Source organism: Isosphaeraceae bacterium EP7, assembly GCA_038400315.1.
Taxonomy (GTDB): Bacteria; Planctomycetota; Planctomycetia; order Isosphaerales; family Isosphaeraceae; genus EP7.
In genome coordinates this window covers 1,951,934-1,972,164 of sequence record CP151667.1, presented here as the reverse complement: position 1 = coordinate 1,972,164, position 20,231 = coordinate 1,951,934, and the positions used below count along the sequence as shown (strand labels likewise).

Here is a 20,231-nt window from a genome sequence, read left to right as displayed (position 1 = left end):
AACGGCCTAGGAATCGCCCGGGGTTGGATGCCTGTGTGAGGGCGACCTGCTCGGAGAAGAGCCTCGAGTTCTCGATGGGCCAGAGCTCCTTGAACCTCGAGTCTTCATCATATCCGAACACTCAATTGTGATGGTGCATAAAGCGCAGTTCACGTCGGCTCAGGGGCAAGGATAGCGAAATCGCCCCGGCGCTTCGCTCGAAGCGCCGGGGCGATGCGGGGTTGTATCGGATCGACGATCAACGGCCGGGCTTACCTTGGGCGGGCGACCTGAGCGTATGGTAGGCGAGGGCCTTGGTTGCTCGGACGATGGCGTTCAGGTATCGCTGCATATTCCCATGGTAAGAGATCGTCTGGCCGTTGCTGAATGTGATCGCCGGGGTGGATCCGGGGACGGCCAGGGTCTTCCAGGTGAGTTTCGAGGTGAAGTTTGAGCCGGATTGATTGGCCCCCGAGCCGTTGAGAGGGATACCAGTTGCTCCCGTCAGGCCGCTCGGTTCCGTGCCAGCCACGGTCAAGGTGAAGACCTTGTAGAGGCTCAGGGACCTCGCGGTGGTCAGCGTCACGGTGAAGTTCGTCGGGTTGTACACCGCTTTCGTCACGGCGATCCGCCTTCCGGCGCCATCCAGGATACGGTAGTTCGCCACGTTAGCGGCACGCGACGCATCCAGCACCATGTCGAAGTTCAAGACGAGGCTGGTCGGCCGATTGTGGAACCCGTAGCGGCTCAGGCCGATGACCTTCGGGCCGTCCGTCGAGACCTGCGCCGTCGATCCGCTGCCGGAGGAGGTTCCGCCGTCAGAGGAGTACACAGCGCTGAAGCTGTGCATTCCGGGGGGCAAGACTCCTGCGTCGTACGATGCCATCCCGTCCACAACCGGCACCGTGGCCAGGCGTGTCGTGCCGTCGAAGAACGTCACGTTCCCGACGATTGGCGGGTTTCCCGGGGAAGTGACCGCGACCGTGGCGGTCAGGATTGTGCCCGTTGACGTGGGGTTCGCCGTGAGGGTCGTGACGGTCGTCGCCAGGGCGACGTTGACCGAAACGGGTGTTTCGGATGTCGCGGGCGAGTAGTTCGCGTCGCCCGAGTAGACCGCGCGGATGATGTGGTTGCCAACCGTGAGCCCGGTCGTGGCGAACTGGGCCTGGCCGGAGGTTGTATCCACCAGGATCCCGATCGAACCGTGCAAACCACCGATGGACGCGCTGGCCACAGTTCCACTCGTGGTGGAATTCAGCGTGGCCGTGCCCAGGAATGTGGTCCCGTCGTAGAACATCACGGTGCCGGTCATCGAAGCACCGCGATTCGACGTCGCGGAGAACGTGGCGGTGAGTGTCACGTCCTGGCCGTAGAACACCTGCGAATCCGACGACGTGACGCTGCCGGCGATCGTCTCCGACGGCGTAATCGTCACGGCCGGGGACGTGCTGCCGAAGAAGTTGGAATCTCCATTGAACACCGCCGTGATCGAATGAATTCCCAAGCCGAGGCTGGAGGTGAGGAAGGTGGCGATCCCCTGATCATTGATCGTGGCCGAGCCGAGCAGTGTGGTGCCGTCGAAGAACGACACGGTGCCGCTGACGGCTCCGCCGAACTGGCCGGTGATGGTCGCCTGGAACGTGACCGGCTGGTTGAGGCTCGGGGTGGTGGTCGAGGCCGTGAGGCTCGACGACGAGCCGGCCTGAGATACGGTTTGCGTCGTGGGAGTCGAGGTACTCGTGCCGTAGTTGGCATCGCCCAGGTAGACGGCGGTAACCGTGGACGACCCGGTCAAGAGCGGGGTCTTCGTGAGGGTGGCCACGCCCTGGTTGTTGAGCGAGGCGGTGCCAAGCAGTGTGGTGCCGTGGAAGAACTGAACGGTGCCCGTCGGGAGGCCAATTCCCGTGGCGCCCGACGTGAGCGTCGCGGTGAGGGTGACCACCTGGCCGTAGAGGGATGGATCGGGTGATGTGCTCAGGCTCGTCGCGGTTGCGGCGATGCCCGGAGTGACGTCGTACGGCTTGACGGTCGTCGCCCCGTCGCCGTCAGTGATCGTCACCAGCACGGAGGCCGTCAAGGTGCTCGTCGGTGTGCCCGTAATCAGTCCGCTCAGACTGATGCTCAGGCCGGCGGGCAGGCCCGTGGCCGAGAAGGTGTAGCCGGTGCCCGATCCCCCGGTTGCCGTGAGCTGCTCGCTGTAGGAGCTGCCGACGGTCGAGGTGCTCAGCGTTCCCGGAGCGACGGAGATTGCCGGGTTGACCGCGACGAAGTAAATCGTCGTGGTCGTGGTTCCGAGGCTGTCAACGATCGTCACCGCGACCTCGACGGGGTCGGAAATCGCAGTCGTCGGCGTTCCCGAGATCAGGCCGCCCGGGCTGATGCTCAGGCCGGCGGGCAGGCCCGTGGCGGTGAAGAGATACCCTGTGCCAGAGCCTCCGACGGCGGTGATTTGCTGGCTGTAGACGCTGCCGACGGTGGGGTTGGTCAGCGTGGTGGGTTCGGCCGCGATTGCGACGGAGGTGAGCACCACATCATTGCCCGTCCCGCCGACGTAGCTGATCTTGAAGGGCTGTCCCTGGTAGGCGAAGACGGTGCCCTCGGGCAACCCGTCGAACGTGCCGATCACCGCATCAACGGCGTCGTTGTTGATGATCGTGTAGGTGTCGCCCACCGTGGGGATCATGCCGAGGGAGAGGCTGAGCGTCGAGCCTCCCAGATTGACGGTCCCGTTGGCATCGAGCTGGTCGTACTGGGTGCCAACCGCGGTTCCGTTGATCTGTACGGCATAGGTCGAGATGGGAAGGAAGGTCACGTTGCCGACGTTGAGGATGCCGGGGGAGTTGCCGGGAGCGATCGTGGCTCCGCTTTTGATCAGGACGTTCCCCACCGTTCCGGAGCCGCCGAGGGTCGCTCCGACGTTCACTTCGGCCCCATTCGTGGGGAGTGTCGAAGTGCCGTTGATGAGCGTCGTCCCCTGCTGGACGGACAAGCCGCCGATCGTGTTGGTACCGCTCAGGACGAGCGTGCCAGCGCCGAGGATGCTCGCCGCGTATGACCCGCCGAGCGAGCCCGAAAGGGTCATGCTGCCGGTATTAACGGCGAGGTTGGTGTTGCTGGTTAGCGTGATCGGCCCGTTATAAGCGTTGACTCCATCCAGGCTCTGGAGGGCTCCACCGGAGCTAACGCCGAGTCCACCCATCGTGATCGAGGATGGCGTGATGGTGTGGCCGCCCTGGATGGCCAGAGTCGCCCCGGTATTGATTGTGACCGCCGAAGTGCTGAGTGCACCGGCGCTGGTCGCGATGAGGGTCCCATTGTTTACCTGGGTCGCGCCCAGATAGGTGTTCGCTCCGCTGAGATAGACCAGGCGGTTGCCGACGGTCCTGATGCCCCCGCTGCCTGAGATCACGCCGCTGATGGAGAGCGGCTCGACGCCGTTGAAGAATTGATTGATCCCCTCCAGGGCGATCGGACCGGAGAGCGTCGTCTCGCCGCTCAGGTTCCTGAGGAACACGCCGTTGCCGCTCGACCCAAGGTGGAATGTTTCGGCAAGTGTCCCGCCGTGGAAGTCAAAGAGGATGGCGCCGTTTCCGGCGACCGTCGTGGATCCCAGTGTCGAGCCGAGCGCCGAGAGACTCAGGACTTCGAGCTCACCGGCGTTGACATGAATATCGCCATCGAAGGTATTGTCCCCCGACAGCTTGAAGAGAGTCCCGCTTCCGCTCTTGGACAGGCCGAACCCCGCGTGGGCGTCGTCGATGACGCCCGAGAGTTCGAGGCTTTCGCCGTCGGTCACGATGTTGCCGGTGGCCAGGAGGGTGATGTTGCCCGTCAGGACGAGGTTGCCCGTGTCGCTCGCGAGCGTCGCGCTCCCCCCATTGCTACCCAGGGTGATCGGCTCGGCGACGGTGTCTCCGCCGATCTGGAATAAAAGTGTTGCGCCGTCGGCGACGATGGTTCCGCCTGCGGTCGAACCAAGAGCAAGCTCGTTCTTGGCGACGATCGTCCCCGAGAGGATGGTCGTGGTGCCGTCGTAGGTGTTGGCGCCGTTAAGGACGAGGGTGCCGGCGCCCGTCTTGGTCAGACCGAAGGCGTTCCCGGAATCGTTCACCGTCGATGCGATCACGAGTCTGGAGGATTGGGCCGTGTCGATCGTCGCGTCGATCCCCAGGTTGAACATTCCGCTGAGCGTGTTGGTCCCGGCCGAGTTGCGGATCGCCGTGGTGCTCGAATCGACGTTGATGGAATTGGACGCGGTGACCCCGCCGGAAAGTTGGAGGGTACCGGTCCCCAGGATGTTCACGACCCCGCTGCCCGCACCGGAGTTGTGGCTGATGGCCAGGACGCCCGCGTTGATGTTGGTCCCGCCGCTGTAGGTGTTCGCCCCCGAGAGGGCCATCGTGCCCGCCCCGTCCTTGATGATGTTCATGCCGGAAGAGACGACCGCCGAGATCGCGAGGTCAATCCCGCTCGGGGTCGTCCCCTGGGCCACGCTGAGCAGGTTGTTCGGGCCGCCGAAGGCGAGGTGGCCGCTGAGGGTCGCCGTGACCGAGGACGCAACCGTGGTGATACATCCGCCCGAGGCGATGGTCAGAATCCCGGCGCCCGTGGTCACAGTGCTGCCGATAAGCGCCAGCGAGCCGATCGTGTCGGAGAAGCCGTTGAGATTGAGCGTGGCATTGGGGTTGGACAGGCTGACCGCGGAACCGTTGGCAATCTGATTCCCCTGGAGTTCCTGGACGGTCGCGGTCGTGCCGAGCCCGCCGATGGCGAGACTGCCCAGGATCGAGGCTGTCCCGCTATTGAGCTGGAGCAGACCCTGGTTGACGAAGGTCGTGCCGGTGTAGGTATTGGCACCGGAGTAGATCAGGGTGCCCGTCCCGTCCTTGGTCAGAGACCTGATCAGCCCGACGTCGGAGATGGGGCCCGCGAATTGGAGCGAGGCTCCCGAGGCGATGTCGACAACCAGGTCCTCGTTGAGCGTGGTGCCACCATTGAACGTGGTGGTTCCACTGTTGATCTTGAGGCCGGCGACGACTGGTGTGTTGAACACGAACGTGTTGGAGACGATGCTCGGGCCGGTGAGGTTGATTTCCAGGTGGCCCGAAGTCATCGAGCCATCGCCGATGGTGGCCGTCCCGGATCCGAGGGCCTCGGACTTGGTGATGGCGAGGGTGCCGGCGTTGACGGTCGTGCCGCCGAGGTAAGAGTTGGTGCCGTCGAGTTGGAGAGTCCCCCCGCCGTCTTTGACCAGGATGCCGGAGCCGAACAACACACCGCCGAGGACCATTCTTCCACCGGTCGCAACGTCGAAGCTCGAGCTTCCGACGAGGTCCGTGTCGATGGAGAACATCGAGAGTCCGGACGAGTAGTCGGTGTTGATCCCGCCGATCAGGTCGATCGCGTTGCCGAAGATCGAATAACCGGCCGCCGCGAGGGTGACCGAGTGGACGTCAAACCCTGCGGCAAAGTCATTGACATTGGAGAACCGCATCGCGCCGACGGGGAAGACCAGGTTTGCCCCGGCCGTCGGCGCCACGTCACCGACCCAGTTGTCGGGGGAGGACCAGAGGCTATCGTCGGCGTCTCCGCCGTCCCATATGTACGTGACGTCGGCCACCGTCAGCACCACGTCATTACCCGTCCCGCCGCTGTAGCTGATGTTGAACGTGGCATGACCGATGACGATGCTCGCGCCTTCCGCCAGGCCGTTGAATGTGCCGCTGACGAGGTCCGAGCCGTCATTATTGATGATCGTGAACGCGTCCCCCATCGCGGGCGAAAAGCCGATCGAGAGGCTGAGCGAGCCGCCGAGGGTGACGGAGCCGGTCGCATCGACCTGGTCGTAGCCCGTACCGGCGGTCGTCCCGTTCACCTGAACGCTGTAGTTCGACCCATCCTGGAAGGTTAATCCGGCCGACTGGAGAATTCCCGGCGACATGCCCGGCGCGAGGGTGCCGATTCCGCTCAGCACAACATCGGGAACGATGCCAGTCCCGCCGAGCGTGCCGTCGACGAAGACCTGGTTGCTCGACGAGATGTCTCCCGTCACCAGTAGGAAGCCGTCGCCGACGTTCCAATTGCCCGTATGCGTGCTCGTGCCCGAGAGAACCAGCGTCCCCGGGCCGTTCTTGTCCATGTCTCTCGAGCCGCTGATCTCGCCCGAGAGCGTCAACGTGGTCCCCGACGCGACGTCCGTGGACTCGTTATTGCCGCCCGTGATCCCGATGTCGCCGGCGTAGGTGTTGTCGCCCGAGACGTTGATGATCTTGGAGAAGTTGGAGACGGGGAGACCGCTGATGGTCAGTGCCTTGTTCGACGGGATCGTGACGCCGTCCGCGAGTTCGAGCGAGGCCCCCGAGTCGAGGTAGATGGTTCTCGGCGCCGTGGCGAGGCCGAGCGCATCGTCGTTTGTCAACCTGAGGAAGCCGCCCAGGACGCTGCTGGACGAACCGTCGAAGAGGTTGGTCCCACCCAGGACGGTACGCCCGGTCGGACCATTGGCGAAATCGAAGATGAAGGTCCCGATGCTGTCGTCGATCACGCCGTTGAATGTCAGCGTCGCGTCGCTCAAGGCGCCGACCGCCGCACCCGCAGAAAGGTCGACGGTGCCGTAGAGGATGGCCGAGCCGCTCCTCGCGGACAAGGCCCCCGAGTCGCCGATGCCCGAGCCCGAGATGATGAACGACTCGAGCACATTCAGATCGGAACCCGCAAAATGGACGGCATTCGCGAATTCGATGGTCGTAATGCCAAGAGCTGAGCCGAGGGCCTGGTCGCTCTCCACCTGGACTGCCCCACCACCCTGGACCGTCACATCACCATCGAACGTGTTCGTGCCCGAGAGGACCAGCGTCCCGGCTCCGGACTTCGTGAAGCCGAACGCCCCGGCACCATCGCCGAGGTCGCTATCAATCGAGAGCGTCCCGCCGGACCCGAGATCGAAGGTCAGGTTGGCCAGGAGCGTGGTTTCGATGGCGAACGTCGAGTTCCCCGACGCGTAGCTGGTCGTGATCCCGCCGTCCAGGCCGATCGAGTTGCCGTGGATCGAGTAGCCGGCCCCCGCGATGGTGATCGAATGGAAGCCTGACCCCGCTGAGAAGTCGTTGACGTTCGCGAGCCTTGACGCGCCGGCCGGAAAGGTCAGGTTCGCCCCGGCTGTCGGAGCCACGTCGCCGAGCCAGTTGTCTGGAGACGACCAGAGGCTGTCGTCCGCGTCGCCGCCGTCCCAGGTGAAGGTCGGCATCGTCACGGCGGTGACGGTCAGAATGATGCCCGAGCTGAAGTAGCCGACGGAGAACGTCGCCACCCCGACCGTGATGCTGCCGAACTGGGAAATCCCGTTGAATCGCCCCGTGATCGCTGAAGAATACGCTTGCGAGACGATCTGAAAGCTCTGATTAACAGCTGGTATGAACCCGAGGTGGATGTCCAGGATCGCGCCGTTCGGGTTGAAGAGGGCGGATCCGCTTGTGAGGGCAATCTGATCGTAGCCGGTGCCGACGGTCGTCCCGTTGAGGTCGATCGTGAGCGTGGTGTCCGACGCCAGCGTGACGCCCGATGAGCCCGAGTACGTGAGGATTCCCTCGCCCCCGATCGGGCCGGGCTCGATGGAGGCCGTGCCGCTGGTGTTGATCCCGGCGCCCGAGATCGTCCCCGATCCGGCGAGCTTCCCATCCGCGACGGCCACCGGCCCCGCGACGGTGCCGTTTAACAGCAGGGTGCCCGCGTTGATCGTGGTTGTGCCGGTGTAAGTATTCACGGCCCCGAGCGTGAGGAGGCCGATGCCGTATTTGGTGAGGTTAAAGGGATCATCCTGACTGATCACGCCGGAGAACGTGAGCGAATCGGCAACCACATCAACGGTCGCGCTGTTGCCCAGCCTGACCCCGCCGGCGATTGTGTTGTCGCCCGAGCTGCTGATCAGCTTCATCAGGCCGGACATTGGCGTGCCATTGAGCCTGATCGACTTGGTTGACGGCAGCGTGATACCGCCCGAGATCTCCAGGCTGGCCCCCGTGGCGACCGTCGTTGTGTTCGACGTCGCGACGTCGCCCAATGACCCGGCGGCGGTGATATTGACCAGGCCCGTCGAGATGTTGGTGACGCCGTCGTAGAGATTGGTCCCCCCGACGACGACCTTGCTCGTCGAGTCGGACGACAGCGTCAGAGCGGAGGTGCCGGAACTGTCATCGATCACGCCGCTGAGAGTCAGCGTTGTGCCGTTCAATGCGTTGATGCCGGGATGACTCGCGATCGTGATGTTGCCGGTGAGTGTCGAGTCACCGTTGATCCCGACGAGGACCGACGCGCCCGAACCGCCCCCCGTGAGCGAGAGGTTCTCGGCCACGGTACGCGGCGAACCTCCGAGCACATAGAGACTGCCACCGTTGATCACGGTGTTCCCGTCGGTGCTCCCCAGGGCCTGATCATTCGAGATCGAGATCGCCCCCGCGCTGATCGTCGTCGTGCCGTCGTACGTATTGGCGCCGTTAAGCCCGAGGCTCCCAGCGCCGGTCTTCGTCAGGCCGAACGCATCGGCGCCGTCGCTGATCGCCCCGCCCAGCCCAAGACCACCACCGGAGACGCTCACGGCGATGTTGGAGAGCAGCGTGATATCCGTGTCGAGCGACGAGGATACGACCCCGGTGTAGGTGGACGTGATCCCGCCCGTCAGGCTGATCGGGTTGCCTGTGACGTTGTAGCCGTAGTCGCCGAACGTGATTGTCCCGAACGTCGTGGCGATGAAGTCGTTGACCGGGCTGTATCTGACCCCGCTGGTGGGGAACGTCAGGTCATCGTTGGCCACGGGCGCGACGTCGGTGGACCAGTTGGCGGCGGTCGTCCAGAGGTTGTCCGAGCCGCCGCCGTCCCAGATTCGGGTCGCCAGCAACTGGCGATTTTCGAGGGGCTCGAATTTCAGATTCGTCCGCTGCCGCCTCCGCGACCGCTCGTTCTTCCTGGATTGCGCAAGTCCATCGGCGAGCTTCGAACGGGGAGGGCGACCGAACATGAAAGGCTCCTCAACGATGTTGGGCGAGTGCGATAGGCGGAGAGGGAACCATCGCGATTAACTCAACGCACGTCATATGACGATGTGTGCAATTGTTTTCAGCCGAGACTCATCACCGCGGTGAGCGAGCGTTCGGAGAATGTCCGGCGTGTCTCAGCTCCCGGAGCTGAGACACGCCGGCTGCGATGCGCGATCGACCACCCCACGTCACATGGAGTGTTGCGGGCGGGAATCATCTTCGATTCCAACGAGTAAGCACGATTCATACGAGGAATCGGCTCATCTTTGGCGAGAAGGTTCTTCTAGCAAAGAACCTACGACGCCTCTTCTGCCCCGGCGACGGAATTGCAAAAACTGACAATGCTGGGGTGTAAATCAAGAAGAGAAGGATACTTAGTGGTTCATCCGGCAGGTGATTTGCAGGTGGATGGAGGTATCTCCCAGGAGACCTCGCCATGGCCGCCCGCGTCCTTCTCCGCCCGATGACGTCCGAGGAGCAGCAGGCCATCGCCGAGTTGCTCCACTCGCGCACCGCCCCGGTCCGCCTGGTCGAGCGAGCCCGCATCGTCCAGGAGGCCGCCTACGGCCGATCGGCCCCCACCATCGCTGCGGCCCTCGGCTGCTCGCGGCCGACCGTCTATGCTTGGATCCGTCGCTTCAGCGAGCTGGGCATGGCCGGCCTCCAGGAGCGGCCCCGCGCCGGCCGACCGCCGACCTATACCGTCGACCAGCGGGCCGAGGTCCTGGCCGTCGCGCTGACCGCCCCCCAGGACCTGGGCCTGCCCTTCGGCTGCTGGACGCTCGACCGCCTGGAGGCCTACCTCAACGAGCAGAAGGACATCGCCATCAAGCGGAGTCGGATCGACGAGATCCTCGCGGAGGAGGGCCTCCGCTGGCGCAAGCAGGAGACGTGGTTCGGCGAGCGGGTGGACCCCGAATTCGCCGAAAAAAGGGGGCCATCGAGCGACTCTACCGCGAGCCTCCGGCGGATTCGGCGGTCGTCTGCCTCGACGAAATGGGGCCGGAGAGCGCCAAAAGCTTCCCGGGACAGAACCCCCTGCGAACCAAGCCCGAGACGACGGCCGAGGGCAGCCGCCAGCCCGCCGGCCGCGCTCGGCAGGAGGCCGACTACGGCCGCCGCGGCAAGGGTTACGTCTTCGGCGCCTTCCGACCCGCCACTGGCGAAGCCTTCACCCGCCCCTACGACAGCCGCTCGACCCGCAACTGGGTCGAGTTCCTCGGCCAGGTCGAGGCGTGGGTCCCGGCGGACGCCGAACGGGTCTACGCCATCCTCGACAACCTGAGCGCCCACCGCGCCACCGACGTGCTGCTGTTCAGCCTGGCCCATCCCCGCTGGGAGTTCGTCTTCCAGCCAGTCTCCGCGGCGTACCTGAACCTGATCGAGCCGTGGTGGAAGGTGCTGAGAAGCCTGGCGTTGAAGGGCCGCCGGTTCGAGACTTGGGAGGAGATCTGCCAGGCGGTCGAACGAGCGACAGCGTACTGGAACGCGCATCGTCACCCCTTCGTCTGGGGCCGTCGTCGTCGCCATCAACCACGCCGAACGCCGGGAATCGCCGCCGTACCGGGTGTCAGGACACTTGCCGGATGAGCCACTTAGTCGCTGAACATCCCGCATCATCGGCAGAGTTCATGCCCAGACTGGCTGGCTTGCGTCCAGAGAATGTCGGCTCGATCGATCCCATGCTCGCTTTGGATGGCATCGACGATCTGTCCAAGGCGCGGACCTTCGGCCTCGGAAAAGCCGAAGAGGGTGGGCCCCCAGGAGGATTGGCCGACCCCGGATAACCCTAGAGAGCGGAGTCGTTGGGCGATCGGTTCGAGTTCGGGGCGAAGGGTCGCCCCTCCTTGCATGGGGGCGAAGGCTCGGCCGACGATGCGCTGGATCGCATCGACGGCGAGTCCGAAGGTGGGCAGGTCTCGCTCAACGACGGCGGGCAGGAGGCTGAGGAGGACGAGGCGGCAGAGTCGGTCCGTGTCGCCACCCGACATGGGCGGGAGCTGGGCGAAGGCCCGTCGTTCATCCTCGCCGTGAATCCCTTGCGAGATCCGAGGGGTGACGAGGAGGATGTTCCAATCGAGGGGGAACGAGAGTCGGGTCAACAAGGGAGGGATTTCGCTGCCGAGGCCTCGGCCCCCGTCGACGAGCAGGCCCCCTTGCTGGAAGCCGTGGAGGCCGATGCCCGATCGTAGTCCGCGGCCGGTCAGCGCGGCCAGGCGTTCGAGGGTCGGAGTTGAGTCGCCGAGCGAGGCCGAGATCAAGGTGGCCACGGCCAGGCCGAGCTGGGTTCCGGTCCCCAGGCCGACGTGCTCGGGTGGGGCTTCAAGATTGATAAAGCGGAGCGGTTCCGGAGAGTGCCCCTCGGATTCGAGGACCCGAACGACGTTCCCGGCGAACGCGAGCGTGCGATCCGCGAGCGGGCCGGTTGCTGACCATTCGGGGGCGGGGTGGGACTCGATGGTGAGTCGAGGGGCGTTGAGCATCAGGCCGACGCCGCCAAACTGACGAGGATGGTCGGGGCCCCAGCCGAGTAGGCCCAGATGCAGGCGGCTCGGAGTTCGGATTCTGAAGCCGGTCATGATCGAGGAGCCCCCCCCTGCCCCGGTGATGCTTGGGCGGCCGACAGGATGTGATCGCGGAGGAGGCGGAACGCGGCCAACTCGGCAGGGCCCCCGGTCTTGTCCACCAGGGGAGCAAGCCGATCGAGATCGGCGAGGATCGTGTCGAGGGGCAGGATCCTGATGCGGGTGGCGAGAATCGCGGCCTCGACGACGGCATGCTTGGCTCGGTTCAGGCCGAAGGGGTCCCGGAGGCGGCCCGATTCGACGGTTTCCGCCCCGATCGTGGTGCGTTCCTCGGCGTCATCGAGCGAGGTCACTCGGAACTCGTAATAGCGGCAGGCATCGAGGAGGATCCGGCCGTTGACGAGAGCGGCCGGCCGGGTCGGCGCGTCGAGCGCCCGACCGATCGCGGCCCGTGCCAGCAGGAGGACGTCGTCGACGACGTGCAGGACCCCCTGCCCGCTCGCCTTGAGGTTGCGATAGGTGGTTGACGACCGGAATGGACGGAGGGTGAAGCGGGCCATGTCGCCCGAGGCGTCGACCTGCGGCCCCATGGGCGCGATGTTCAGGGTGCCGTCGAGGTCGAGGGTCGTGACGATGCCTTCGAGGATCACGGGGGCGACTCGCCGGTGGTGGGGGGCCCGGCCTTGCCTCGGCCCCGGTGGCTCACCTCGGGCTCGGTGAGGAACCCCCAGTGGAGCGCCTGGTCCTGGCGGTAGGCCTTGCTCAGGGTCAGGGCGGTCTTGGCCTTCATCAGCTCGTAGCCCAGATAGAAGGCGTGCGAAGGGTCGTCGATGCCCATCAGCTCGAAGAGGACGAACGGGTCGTCGGAGGAGTGGTGCCCTGCGTTGCTCATCGCATGGATTTTGCCATCCTCGGCGAAGATCCGCCAGTTGGGGTCTTTGATTCCGCGGGCCAGATCGGCCAGTCGTTCTGGGCCGAACGCCGGGACCCGAGGGTCCCTGAGCATCACGAGCCGGGGCTCGATCCGCTTGGGGAGGGTCTTGAACCGGACGGCGTGGTAGGCGAGTCGGCGCGCCAGGTCGATCTCCTTGACCGAGGATCGCGCCCAGTTGATGACGGCGGTGGTCAGCACGCTGCCGATCGCAAGCTCCTGGCAGAAGCCGATGAGCAGAGTGTTGATGCCAGCGGAATCGACGTCGGTGAGCTCGGTGAGGTTGCCGACGCCCATCATCAGCGGGAACGTCGGATAGCGGCGGCGGGTCTCCAGATAGCGGCCCAGAGAGGACGCGAAGCCGAAGCCGATCGGCTCGAGGATCGGGTCGATGCGGAACGGGACGCCGCGTCCGAGGAGGAAGTCGACCGTCTCATCGAGCCCGTCCAGGGTCCCCGGGCGATCGGGAAGGACCACGACCTCGACGCCCCAGCCCTGGGCGTGTTCGCGGTTGCTGGCGTTAACGCTGAGGACGAGGTCGGCGCCGGCGCGGGTGGCTTGGTCGACCTCGGTGGGGTCGAAGCTGTCGACCGAGACGCGGTGGCCGGCGTCGACCAGGGCCTTCACGGTGTCAGTAACCCCGCCCCAGGGTCCGCCCGGGTCGCAGCCGAGGTCGATCCGGTCGGCCCCTTCGTCGGCGAAGGCTCGGGCCTGGCGGAGGATCTGGTCGAGCGAGAGGCGCGGGGCGTGGTTGATCTCGGCGAGGATCTCGATGTCGAAGGCGCCGTACCTGGCGAGATTCGGGTCAACTTGACCGAAGTAGGCGGGCAACTCGCGGAGGTCTTCGGGGCCAACCTCAACGTTGGCACCATGTGCCAGGGCCAGGACGGGGGTAAGGTCACCCCGGCAGTGGCCCGGCAGGATGACTCGGGCCGTCCCTTCGGGCACGACGAGGTGGCGGGCCACCCAGCGGGGGGGCATCAGGGCAGCGACGGAGATGGGCAGGACGGCGACCTCGGGCCGGAACCCGACGCGGGGTCCCAGGTCCTCGACGACCTGGCGGAGGGCGAACTCGGCGAGGCGGCCGGTGACGAACAGGATGCGCGGCGGATCGGTGTCTGAGGGCTCGGCCACGTTGATGTCGCCTCAAGGCGGAGGGGGGCCGACTGCGGGGCTCGGGTTCGTTTCGTCATGTCAGCGAATGGCACCGCCGTTGATTCGCAAGGCCTGGCCTGTCATGAAGTTAGATTCGGGGCCGACCAGAAAGCGAGCGACCCGCGCGACGTCCTCGGGCCGGCCCCAGCGGGCGAGCGGGGTCTCTCGAAGGACGCGTCGCTGCCAGGTGTCGGAGGCCCCTTCCCCCCACGAGGTCTTGATCCAGCCCGGGGCCAGCGCGTTCACCCTGACGGTTGGGGCCAGGCTAAGGGCCAGGCTGCGAGTGAACGCGAGGATCGCCCCTTTCGTGGCGGCGAAGAGCTCGCCGGAGTCCCCTTCCATGCCGGTCTCGGCCTGGTCCCAGCCCATCGTGACGATGGAGCCCGACCCTTGATGCTGCATCCGGCGGCCGACGTCGCGGCAAAGTCGAATCGTCGCGACGACGTCGACGGCCCAGAGCAGGTCGAGCTTGGCGTCGAACGACATCGACGCGGCCTCGCCTGTCAGTGTGTCGGCACCGGCAATGTGCAGCCAGGCGTCCAGCCCATTCCAGGTGCCCCAGGCCTGCTCCACGAGCCGGTCACCGGCCCCGCGATCGGCCAGGTCGGCCATGATCACCTTCGATCGACCGCCCAAGGACTGAACCTCTTGAGCCACCTGATAGGCGGCATCCTTCGAAGACCGGCCGTGCACGATCACGTCGGCGCCGGCCTCGGCCAGAGCAAGTGCCACCGAACGGCCAATTCCCGAGGTGGCTCCCAGAACGGCGACGCGAAGGCCGGCCAGCTCGCGGATCGGATTCAGGGCCATGCGGTGTGGTCCGGCGAGGTCGGGCCCCGACCTGAACTCGTCGGGGCCTACCCCCGAATTGTCCGGCGGAGGGACCGGCAGGGCAAGGCGAGTCACGAGGTTTGAACACCGGAACTCAACGAGGCTCGTCCCCGGATTCTGCGCCAATGCGATTCATACCAGCCGCCTTCAACCGGCGTGTCTTCGCCCTGCGGACCGCCGGCAAGCCGAAGATCAAGGCGATCGAGACGAGCGGTACTCCGATGAGGGCTACCGTGGACCACCATCGTCGCCACTCGGACAAGGCGTTGTAGGCGTCGGGAACAGACTGGGTGGGAAGCAACGGAGCGGGTCTTTCCACATATCCTTCCCAGAAGCCGGGCTCGGTGTCGGGGTGGTGGCCTGCGTTCAGGCGGCTCGTCATGAACTCGGCACGGGCCGCTTGCCAGGCGTCGGCCTCGGTGCGTAATTGCAGGTAGGAGTCCTCGAGAATCCCGACGGACTTGAGGAAATCGGGTCTGGGCAGGATCGCCTTCAGGGCCTGTCCCTTGGGGGCATCGGGTAGCATCGAGCCCCTGCCCGCGTCGACCAGCTCGCAGCATCGGAGCCATGCGAGGTAGGCCAGCGTGTTCCGGCCCCCCTCCTCATTCCTCGCGAAGCCCTGCGAGTCGCGCTGGAGTGCCTGATTCAGGGCGTTGAAGATGTCGACGCTCTCCCAGGCATTGCCCAGCACAATCAGGCCGGCAAGGCCTCGTACCGCGTCGTCTGCCATTTGGGGGGCGGTATTCGTTCCGTTGAAGTCGTGGGCTTGCCATCCGAGGAGGTTGGGGAGGACCTGCGAATCCCCCAGTTTCGGCGGATCCACAATCCAAGTCAGCGCGAGCAACTGAGATTTCTCTCGGCCGAAGTGCGCGTTCGGGTTGATCTCCAGCGCCCTGACAATCTCGTCGCGGGCGGCCTTCACCTCGGAGATCTTCGAACGATCGGCCCCCTGCCGTGCCCAGCCGTGGACGAGGAATGTGCCGAGGTTCGCATGCAAGCGGTACCAATGCTCCTTCACCGCAGGCAGCGACGCATCGAGCGTCTCGAGTTGGGCACGCTTCTTCTCCATCCACTCGACAGCCTCTTCTCCACGCCCAAGGCGATCGCAGGCGACACCGGCGTCGTCGTACCCGGCGAGGTCCTGGGGAAGGTCTCGAAGATGGGCCGAGACGCGGGCCAGGCGCATCTCATAGAACAGCGGCGGATTCCTCTCGAATCGGCCGGTGAGCACGGCGACGACCTCGGGCATCCCCCTCGCCTCGTCGGCCGGTGTGTCCCGATCCCAGAGGCATGCGGCCACCGAGAGCGGAAGGCCGAACAGCACCGCGATGGCCGTCAGAGTGCGTCGCATGGCTGATATTTCCGGGATTCGGGATGACCGACCGGGCCGGAGGGATGTCCAGGCTGGTGTCGGAGGAGGTCTCCCGCCCTCAACGCTCCATACGGCGTGTGAACGTCATTTCAGAGCGTGCGCAAGCGACACCAGCCATCGGCGCAAGCCATGTCTCGCTGATCACGCACCGTCGAGCATACCCGACCCGTCCAAGGATGGATCTTCGAAGCCACCAATCGAATGCGTCATGACCGGCCGACAGTCCTCGACGATTCGCCGCGAAGTCCACCGCCTGACTTTTCATGACTCCGTCGAATCGCCGCCTCTCGACGACTCTGGAATCACGATCGATCGGCGATCCAGCGCTCGATGGTGGGGTAGACCTGCTGGCGGGAGTTGAGGCCGACGAGAGCGTCGTCGTGGCCTGCGTCGACTTGATAGCCCTGGGCCCGGCCGATGATGAGGAGGGTCTTGTCGGCGGAGCCGGCACCGGCGTGGAGCTGCTGCTGGACCCGAGGCGGGGCGAAGCGGTCGGCGGCTCCGCAGGCGAAGAGGGCCGGGACGGTGAGGTTGGCCAGGTTGCGGGCGTAGCTGGTCTGGCCACGGGCGTCGAGCAGCTCGCCCCGGCTTGAGAGCGTCATGTACTGGCGCATGACCCCGATCGACGGGACGTCGGTGGCCCAGCCGGTGAGGGCCTCGTAGACCTTGGTGTCGATGTTGCGGATGTTGAAGAACATGTTCTGGGCGGCCGCCTCGCCGGCCTGGAGGGCGGTCGCGGCGTCGAGCTGGCCGGCGAGCTGGAGTTCGCGGCCGGTCAGGATCGAGTTCAAGTACTGGCCGGCGATCTGGCCGTCGGGCATGGTGACCTGGCTGCCGACGGCCACCAGGCGGCCGATCCCGGGATTCTGGTAGCGGCTGAGCGCGGCGATGGCGACGATGCCCCCCATCGAGTGGCCGAACCAGGTGACGTCGGGGGCACCTGTGACGCGGCGGACGTGGCCGACGATGGCGGGGACGTCGCGGATGATGTGGTCGTCGAGGGTCCAGCTGGCGAACTTGGGGTCGACCGTCGCGTATCCGGTCGGGGCCATCTTGCCCTTGGTCACCGTCCGCATGGCGGCGCCCAGCAGTTGAGTGGGGGCGTTCTCCAGCTTCCAGACCCACTTCTGGCTGAGCCCGCAGCCGCGCAGGTTCACCGACCAGACGTCGTAGCCGGCGGCGGCCAAATGGCGTGCAGGACTACATGCGGGGTCGAGGTCCCAGAAGAGGGCGTTGTACGTCAGTCCGTGGCAGAGGACGATGGGGGCGGCGGCCCTGGGCTGCCCCGTCGGCTTGTAGCGATGCGCGACCAGGGTCCAGCCGTCGGCCGTCCGGAAGGGGACGGGTTCGCCCGACCGGCTGCCGGCGAAGGCTCGCTCAATTGCCTGGGGCTCGAGCCCTTTGCGGAGGGACTCTCGGGCGGTCCGCTCCAGGAATTTGCCGAAATCCTGGGCCAAGGCCGGGCTCGCCGAGGCGGCAAGGGCTCCGGCGAAGGCTCCACGGGCGAGGGTCCGCCTGTTCATCTCGGTCGCGTCCATGCAGAGCATCGTCCGCGTCGGGGGCCGCGGCGACCCTTCGGGCAGAGGGCCCGGTTGCCATCGTTCGGGCACTCTCTACCACAGACGGGCGGATCGTTGAAGTGCGGACCTGTCGTGAGGGAGTCGGTGGGCATGTCAGCGGGCCGAGATCGTGGTGTCGACAATCAGCTTATGGCCTGCGACGTCTTCCCAGGCGAAGAGCTTGAAGTTCTGACGGCCATCATTCTCGCCGTCCTGGAGGACGAGGACGCCTCTGGGGAAGAGGGCCGAGGTCCGTTCGTTGGTCACGTCCAGGCCGTCGGTATGGGCGACGTCGTCGGTCGCTCCGGCGATCGGGTCGATGGTAGCGACGTAGGCATGTGCGCCGGATCGCTCATAGGCGTTGACCGTGCTGCTCCCCTGGCTCGACGCGAGGAGGTAACCTTTTCCGCCGGGGGCGTAGTAGAGGGCGAGGCCCTCGACGTCTGCGGTCAGGCCGTGCTCGCCGACTGTTGCCACGGCCTTCCTCGCGGCGCCGTCGCCGGGTTCGGCCCCGTATTCCCAGATGCCGACGTTCTCCTCGGCCACGAACAGCTTGCCCAGCACTCGGTCGGTGACGATCCCTTCGACCTGCGAGCCGACGCGAAAGGCCCGGACGCGGGTCGCCCTGGGAGGCTGGGTAGGGCTGGCGGGCGGGTCGAGCCGGTACTGTTCGATGGCGCCGTCGCGATCACTGACGAAGAGATAGGCCGAACCGTCGCGAGGGCTGAGGTAGGTGCAGAGGCCGTAGGGGTCTCCGCAGTCGAAGGTCCTGAAGGTCGGCCCTTCGGCGAACTCGGCCATCGTTCCGTCCGACTGATCGATGCGCCAGAGCTTGACTCCCGCCGTGTTCCCCCCCTTGCCGACGCTGGCGACGGCGAGGTCGACCTTGACCCCGTCGATGGGAAATCCATAGAGGATGTCGACGTTGTTCGGCCTCGACCCGGGCGAGACGAGCTGGCGGGCGTGGCCGTCGAGGGAGTAGGAGTGGAGGCCCCCCTTCTTGTCGGTGCCCAGGACGAGACTTCTTGCGGGGTCGACTGGGTGGATCCAGATTGCGGGGTCATCGGCCGCGTCCCCTTCGGTGGGGACGGGATCGGTCTGAACCCTGGCGGATGGGGTTAGCGTCGGAAAATCCTGCCCGCGGCCTTCGCCCTGGGATGCCATCAGGATCGAGGAGCAGAGTACGATGGATCGTAAGGACGCGGGCATGGATGGGTTCCGTTGGTGGGCAGTTCGAACCGGCCGACCCGTTCGGCTCAGTAGGAGTCGGCCGAGATGACCTCGCCGCCGGCGAGGGTACCGAGTGCCCGCCACGTGCCGCCGTTGACGGTCGACTTGATGAATCGGACGCTGCCGTCGCCGAAGAGCGTGTTGACACCCCCCGGATGGTAGCTTCGCGAGGTGATGGCCGCGTAGGTCGGGCCTCCGTTGTTCTCGTCGGCGGTGTCGTAATCGATGTCCATCTGGGGCGTGCCGACGAGCATCCGGAAGTTTGGCGGGAGGGCCGTGGTGAACCCATCGTAGCAGGCCGATCCGATGGACCACTTGACGTGGCCGAGATCGGACTTGCAGCCGCCGGTGTAGTTCTGGGCGATGAACGCGGGGGTGCTCGCGGTGTCCGGGTAGATGTTGGGGCTGATTCCCGTGGGGGTCGAGCACGACTTGTAGAGGGGCTGGTTGGCCTTCACCTCGGCGGAGAGCAGGGTGTTGCTCAGGCCGTCGGAGAAGGCGGCCAGACTGCGGCTGACGTTGACGCCGAAAGCGCTGCGATTGGGGGCCGATCCGCCGCCGCCGAAGACGTACCAGTCGCCAACCGACCAGCCGTAATTCGAGACGCCGAAGGGCTTGGTGGCGTCGGGGGGGACGGTGTTGGTCTCGCTGGGGCAGAGCAGATATTTGACCTGGATGTAGCTGACGGTCGTGTTTGTCGCGTCGCTGTACTTGAGGCTGAAGTTCATGGCGTTATAGAGCGGCCCCATCTCCATGAACGGGGCGAGCCTGGCGCTGACACCCCACGAGGTGTACTCGGTTGGCTGGGCGTTGCCGATGATCTTCATCGTCTGCTGGGGAGGCAGGGCTCCGTTGGCGCTCTCGTAGTTCATCACCGCGAGGCCCAACTGCTTCATGTTGTTGACGCACTGGATGCGCCTGGCGGCCTCGCGGGCGCTCTGCACTGCGGGGAGCAGCAGAGCGATCAGGACGGCGATGATTGAGATGACAACCAGCAACTCGATGAGGGTGAAGCCGCGGCGACGGGGGTTGCTCATGGTGGTCCTTGTCGGGATCGCTCGAGCCCCCTACACAGGTTGCCGGACGGCTCCCCGAGGGCGTCGAGAGGGATGATCGAATTCGAGGCCTGAATCGTAAACAGGCAAGAACGAGATCCCGCGAGGTTCGTGCGAAGAAACCCGGAAGCTGCGGATTTCATTCGAACCACGGAGCCGTCCGCACCGCGGGTCGGAGGGCGAGGTGAGTCAGACAGCCTCGATCCTCGCGGCACTCGAGCGAGCCCCCTGGCCGACTGCCCGACACGTTGCTCGTGAGGCCCGGACCATGGACGAAAGGGCGACTCGCGAGCGTGCGCCGGCCCGGCCGGTGGATCGATCGCATGGGATCTGGTACAGGGATCCCTCGGCGCCAACATCGCCAGTTCGACCGAGCCGATCAGAAGGGGGAAGGATCTTGGGTATCCTCGACGTTCAATTCAGGGGCCAGATCGGAAACATGCGGTGGGACCTGATGACCGGTCCGAAATTTATGAGAGCCCTGCGTTTCGTCGGTTGGTCGGAAGGGTCCGGGACCCACTTCTTTCGCGAGCTTCGAAAGGATGGGCCGACGCGGGGAATC

10 protein-coding genes and 1 pseudogene are annotated in these 20,231 nt (G+C 65.6%); 2 read left to right on the top strand and 9 right to left on the bottom strand.

Annotated elements, in window-relative coordinates; all coding sequences use genetic code 11:
• Nucleotides 1-238 precede the first annotated feature (238 nt).
• Complete coding sequence (locus EP7_RS07595) at nucleotides 239-8,992, bottom strand: beta strand repeat-containing protein (protein WP_463527238.1); 8,754 nt, start codon at nucleotides 8,990-8,992, stop codon at nucleotides 239-241.
• Between the two features lie 455 nt (nucleotides 8,993-9,447).
• Here EP7_RS07595 and EP7_RS07590 point away from each other — a divergent pair.
• Together EP7_RS07590 and EP7_RS07585 are read left to right on the top strand one after the other, a co-directional pair.
• Nucleotides 9,448-9,855 (top strand): annotated as a pseudogene (locus tag EP7_RS07590) (helix-turn-helix domain-containing protein); the annotation flags it as partial.
• A gap of 74 nt (nucleotides 9,856-9,929) precedes the next feature.
• On the top strand, nucleotides 9,930-10,601 hold the full coding sequence (locus EP7_RS07585) for an IS630 family transposase (RefSeq protein ID WP_463528381.1): 672 nt from the start codon (nucleotides 9,930-9,932) through the stop codon (nucleotides 10,599-10,601).
• 26 nt (nucleotides 10,602-10,627) lie between these two features.
• Here EP7_RS07585 and EP7_RS07580 read toward each other — a convergent pair whose 3' ends face one another.
• The 8 genes from EP7_RS07580 to EP7_RS07545 all read right to left on the bottom strand — a co-directional run bounded on the left by EP7_RS07580 (nucleotide 10,628) and on the right by EP7_RS07545 (nucleotide 19,651).
• On the bottom strand, nucleotides 10,628-11,590 hold the full coding sequence (locus tag EP7_RS07580) for a beta-ribofuranosylaminobenzene 5'-phosphate synthase family protein (protein WP_463527237.1): 963 nt from the start codon (nucleotides 11,588-11,590) through the stop codon (nucleotides 10,628-10,630).
• Nucleotides 11,587-12,186 (bottom strand): DUF447 domain-containing protein, encoded by a 600-nt coding sequence (locus EP7_RS07575; RefSeq protein ID WP_463527236.1) that lies wholly within the window; start codon nucleotides 12,184-12,186, stop codon nucleotides 11,587-11,589. The genes EP7_RS07580 and EP7_RS07575 overlap by 4 nt, the downstream gene beginning before the upstream one ends.
• The gene (locus EP7_RS07570) at nucleotides 12,183-13,601 is read right to left on the bottom strand and encodes a DUF6513 domain-containing protein (protein WP_463527235.1); all 1,419 of its coding nucleotides are present in this window, start codon (nucleotides 13,599-13,601) and stop codon (nucleotides 12,183-12,185) included. The genes EP7_RS07575 and EP7_RS07570 overlap by 4 nt, the downstream gene beginning before the upstream one ends.
• Before the next feature lie 60 nt (nucleotides 13,602-13,661).
• The gene (locus EP7_RS07565; protein ID WP_463527234.1) at nucleotides 13,662-14,432 is read right to left on the bottom strand and encodes an SDR family NAD(P)-dependent oxidoreductase; all 771 of its coding nucleotides are present in this window, start codon (nucleotides 14,430-14,432) and stop codon (nucleotides 13,662-13,664) included.
• Between the two features lie 115 nt (nucleotides 14,433-14,547).
• The gene (locus EP7_RS07560) at nucleotides 14,548-15,804 is read right to left on the bottom strand and encodes a hypothetical protein (RefSeq protein WP_463527233.1); all 1,257 of its coding nucleotides are present in this window, start codon (nucleotides 15,802-15,804) and stop codon (nucleotides 14,548-14,550) included.
• 323 nt (nucleotides 15,805-16,127) lie between these two features.
• Nucleotides 16,128-17,363 (bottom strand): alpha/beta hydrolase, encoded by a 1,236-nt coding sequence (locus EP7_RS07555; protein ID WP_463527232.1) that lies wholly within the window; start codon nucleotides 17,361-17,363, stop codon nucleotides 16,128-16,130.
• Nucleotides 17,364-17,498: 135 nt separating this feature from the next.
• The gene (locus EP7_RS07550) at nucleotides 17,499-18,593 is read right to left on the bottom strand and encodes a phytase (protein ID WP_463527231.1); all 1,095 of its coding nucleotides are present in this window, start codon (nucleotides 18,591-18,593) and stop codon (nucleotides 17,499-17,501) included.
• 47 nt (nucleotides 18,594-18,640) lie between these two features.
• Entirely contained in the window at nucleotides 18,641-19,651 is a 1,011-nt protein-coding gene (locus EP7_RS07545) for a DUF1559 family PulG-like putative transporter (RefSeq protein ID WP_463527230.1), read from the bottom strand.
• Nucleotides 19,652-20,231 lie beyond the last annotated feature (580 nt).

Excerpts from the sequence above, each read along its gene's own strand:
- EP7_RS07550 (WP_463527231.1), bottom strand. The coding sequence starts at position 18,593 with ATGCCCGCGTCCTTACGATCCATCGTACTCTGCTCCTCGATCCTGATG.
- EP7_RS07560 (WP_463527233.1), bottom strand. The coding sequence starts at position 15,804 with ATGCGACGCACTCTGACGGCCATCGCGGTGCTGTTCGGCCTTCCGCTC.
- EP7_RS07595 (WP_463527238.1), bottom strand. The coding sequence starts at position 8,992 with ATGTTCGGTCGCCCTCCCCGTTCGAAGCTCGCCGATGGACTTGCGCAA.
- EP7_RS07545 (WP_463527230.1), bottom strand. The coding sequence starts at position 19,651 with ATGAGCAACCCCCGTCGCCGCGGCTTCACCCTCATCGAGTTGCTGGTT.
- EP7_RS07555 (WP_463527232.1), bottom strand. The coding sequence starts at position 17,363 with ATGGACGCGACCGAGATGAACAGGCGGACCCTCGCCCGTGGAGCCTTC.
- EP7_RS07580 (WP_463527237.1), bottom strand. The coding sequence starts at position 11,590 with ATGACCGGCTTCAGAATCCGAACTCCGAGCCGCCTGCATCTGGGCCTA.
- EP7_RS07565 (WP_463527234.1), bottom strand. The coding sequence starts at position 14,432 with ATGGCCCTGAATCCGATCCGCGAGCTGGCCGGCCTTCGCGTCGCCGTT.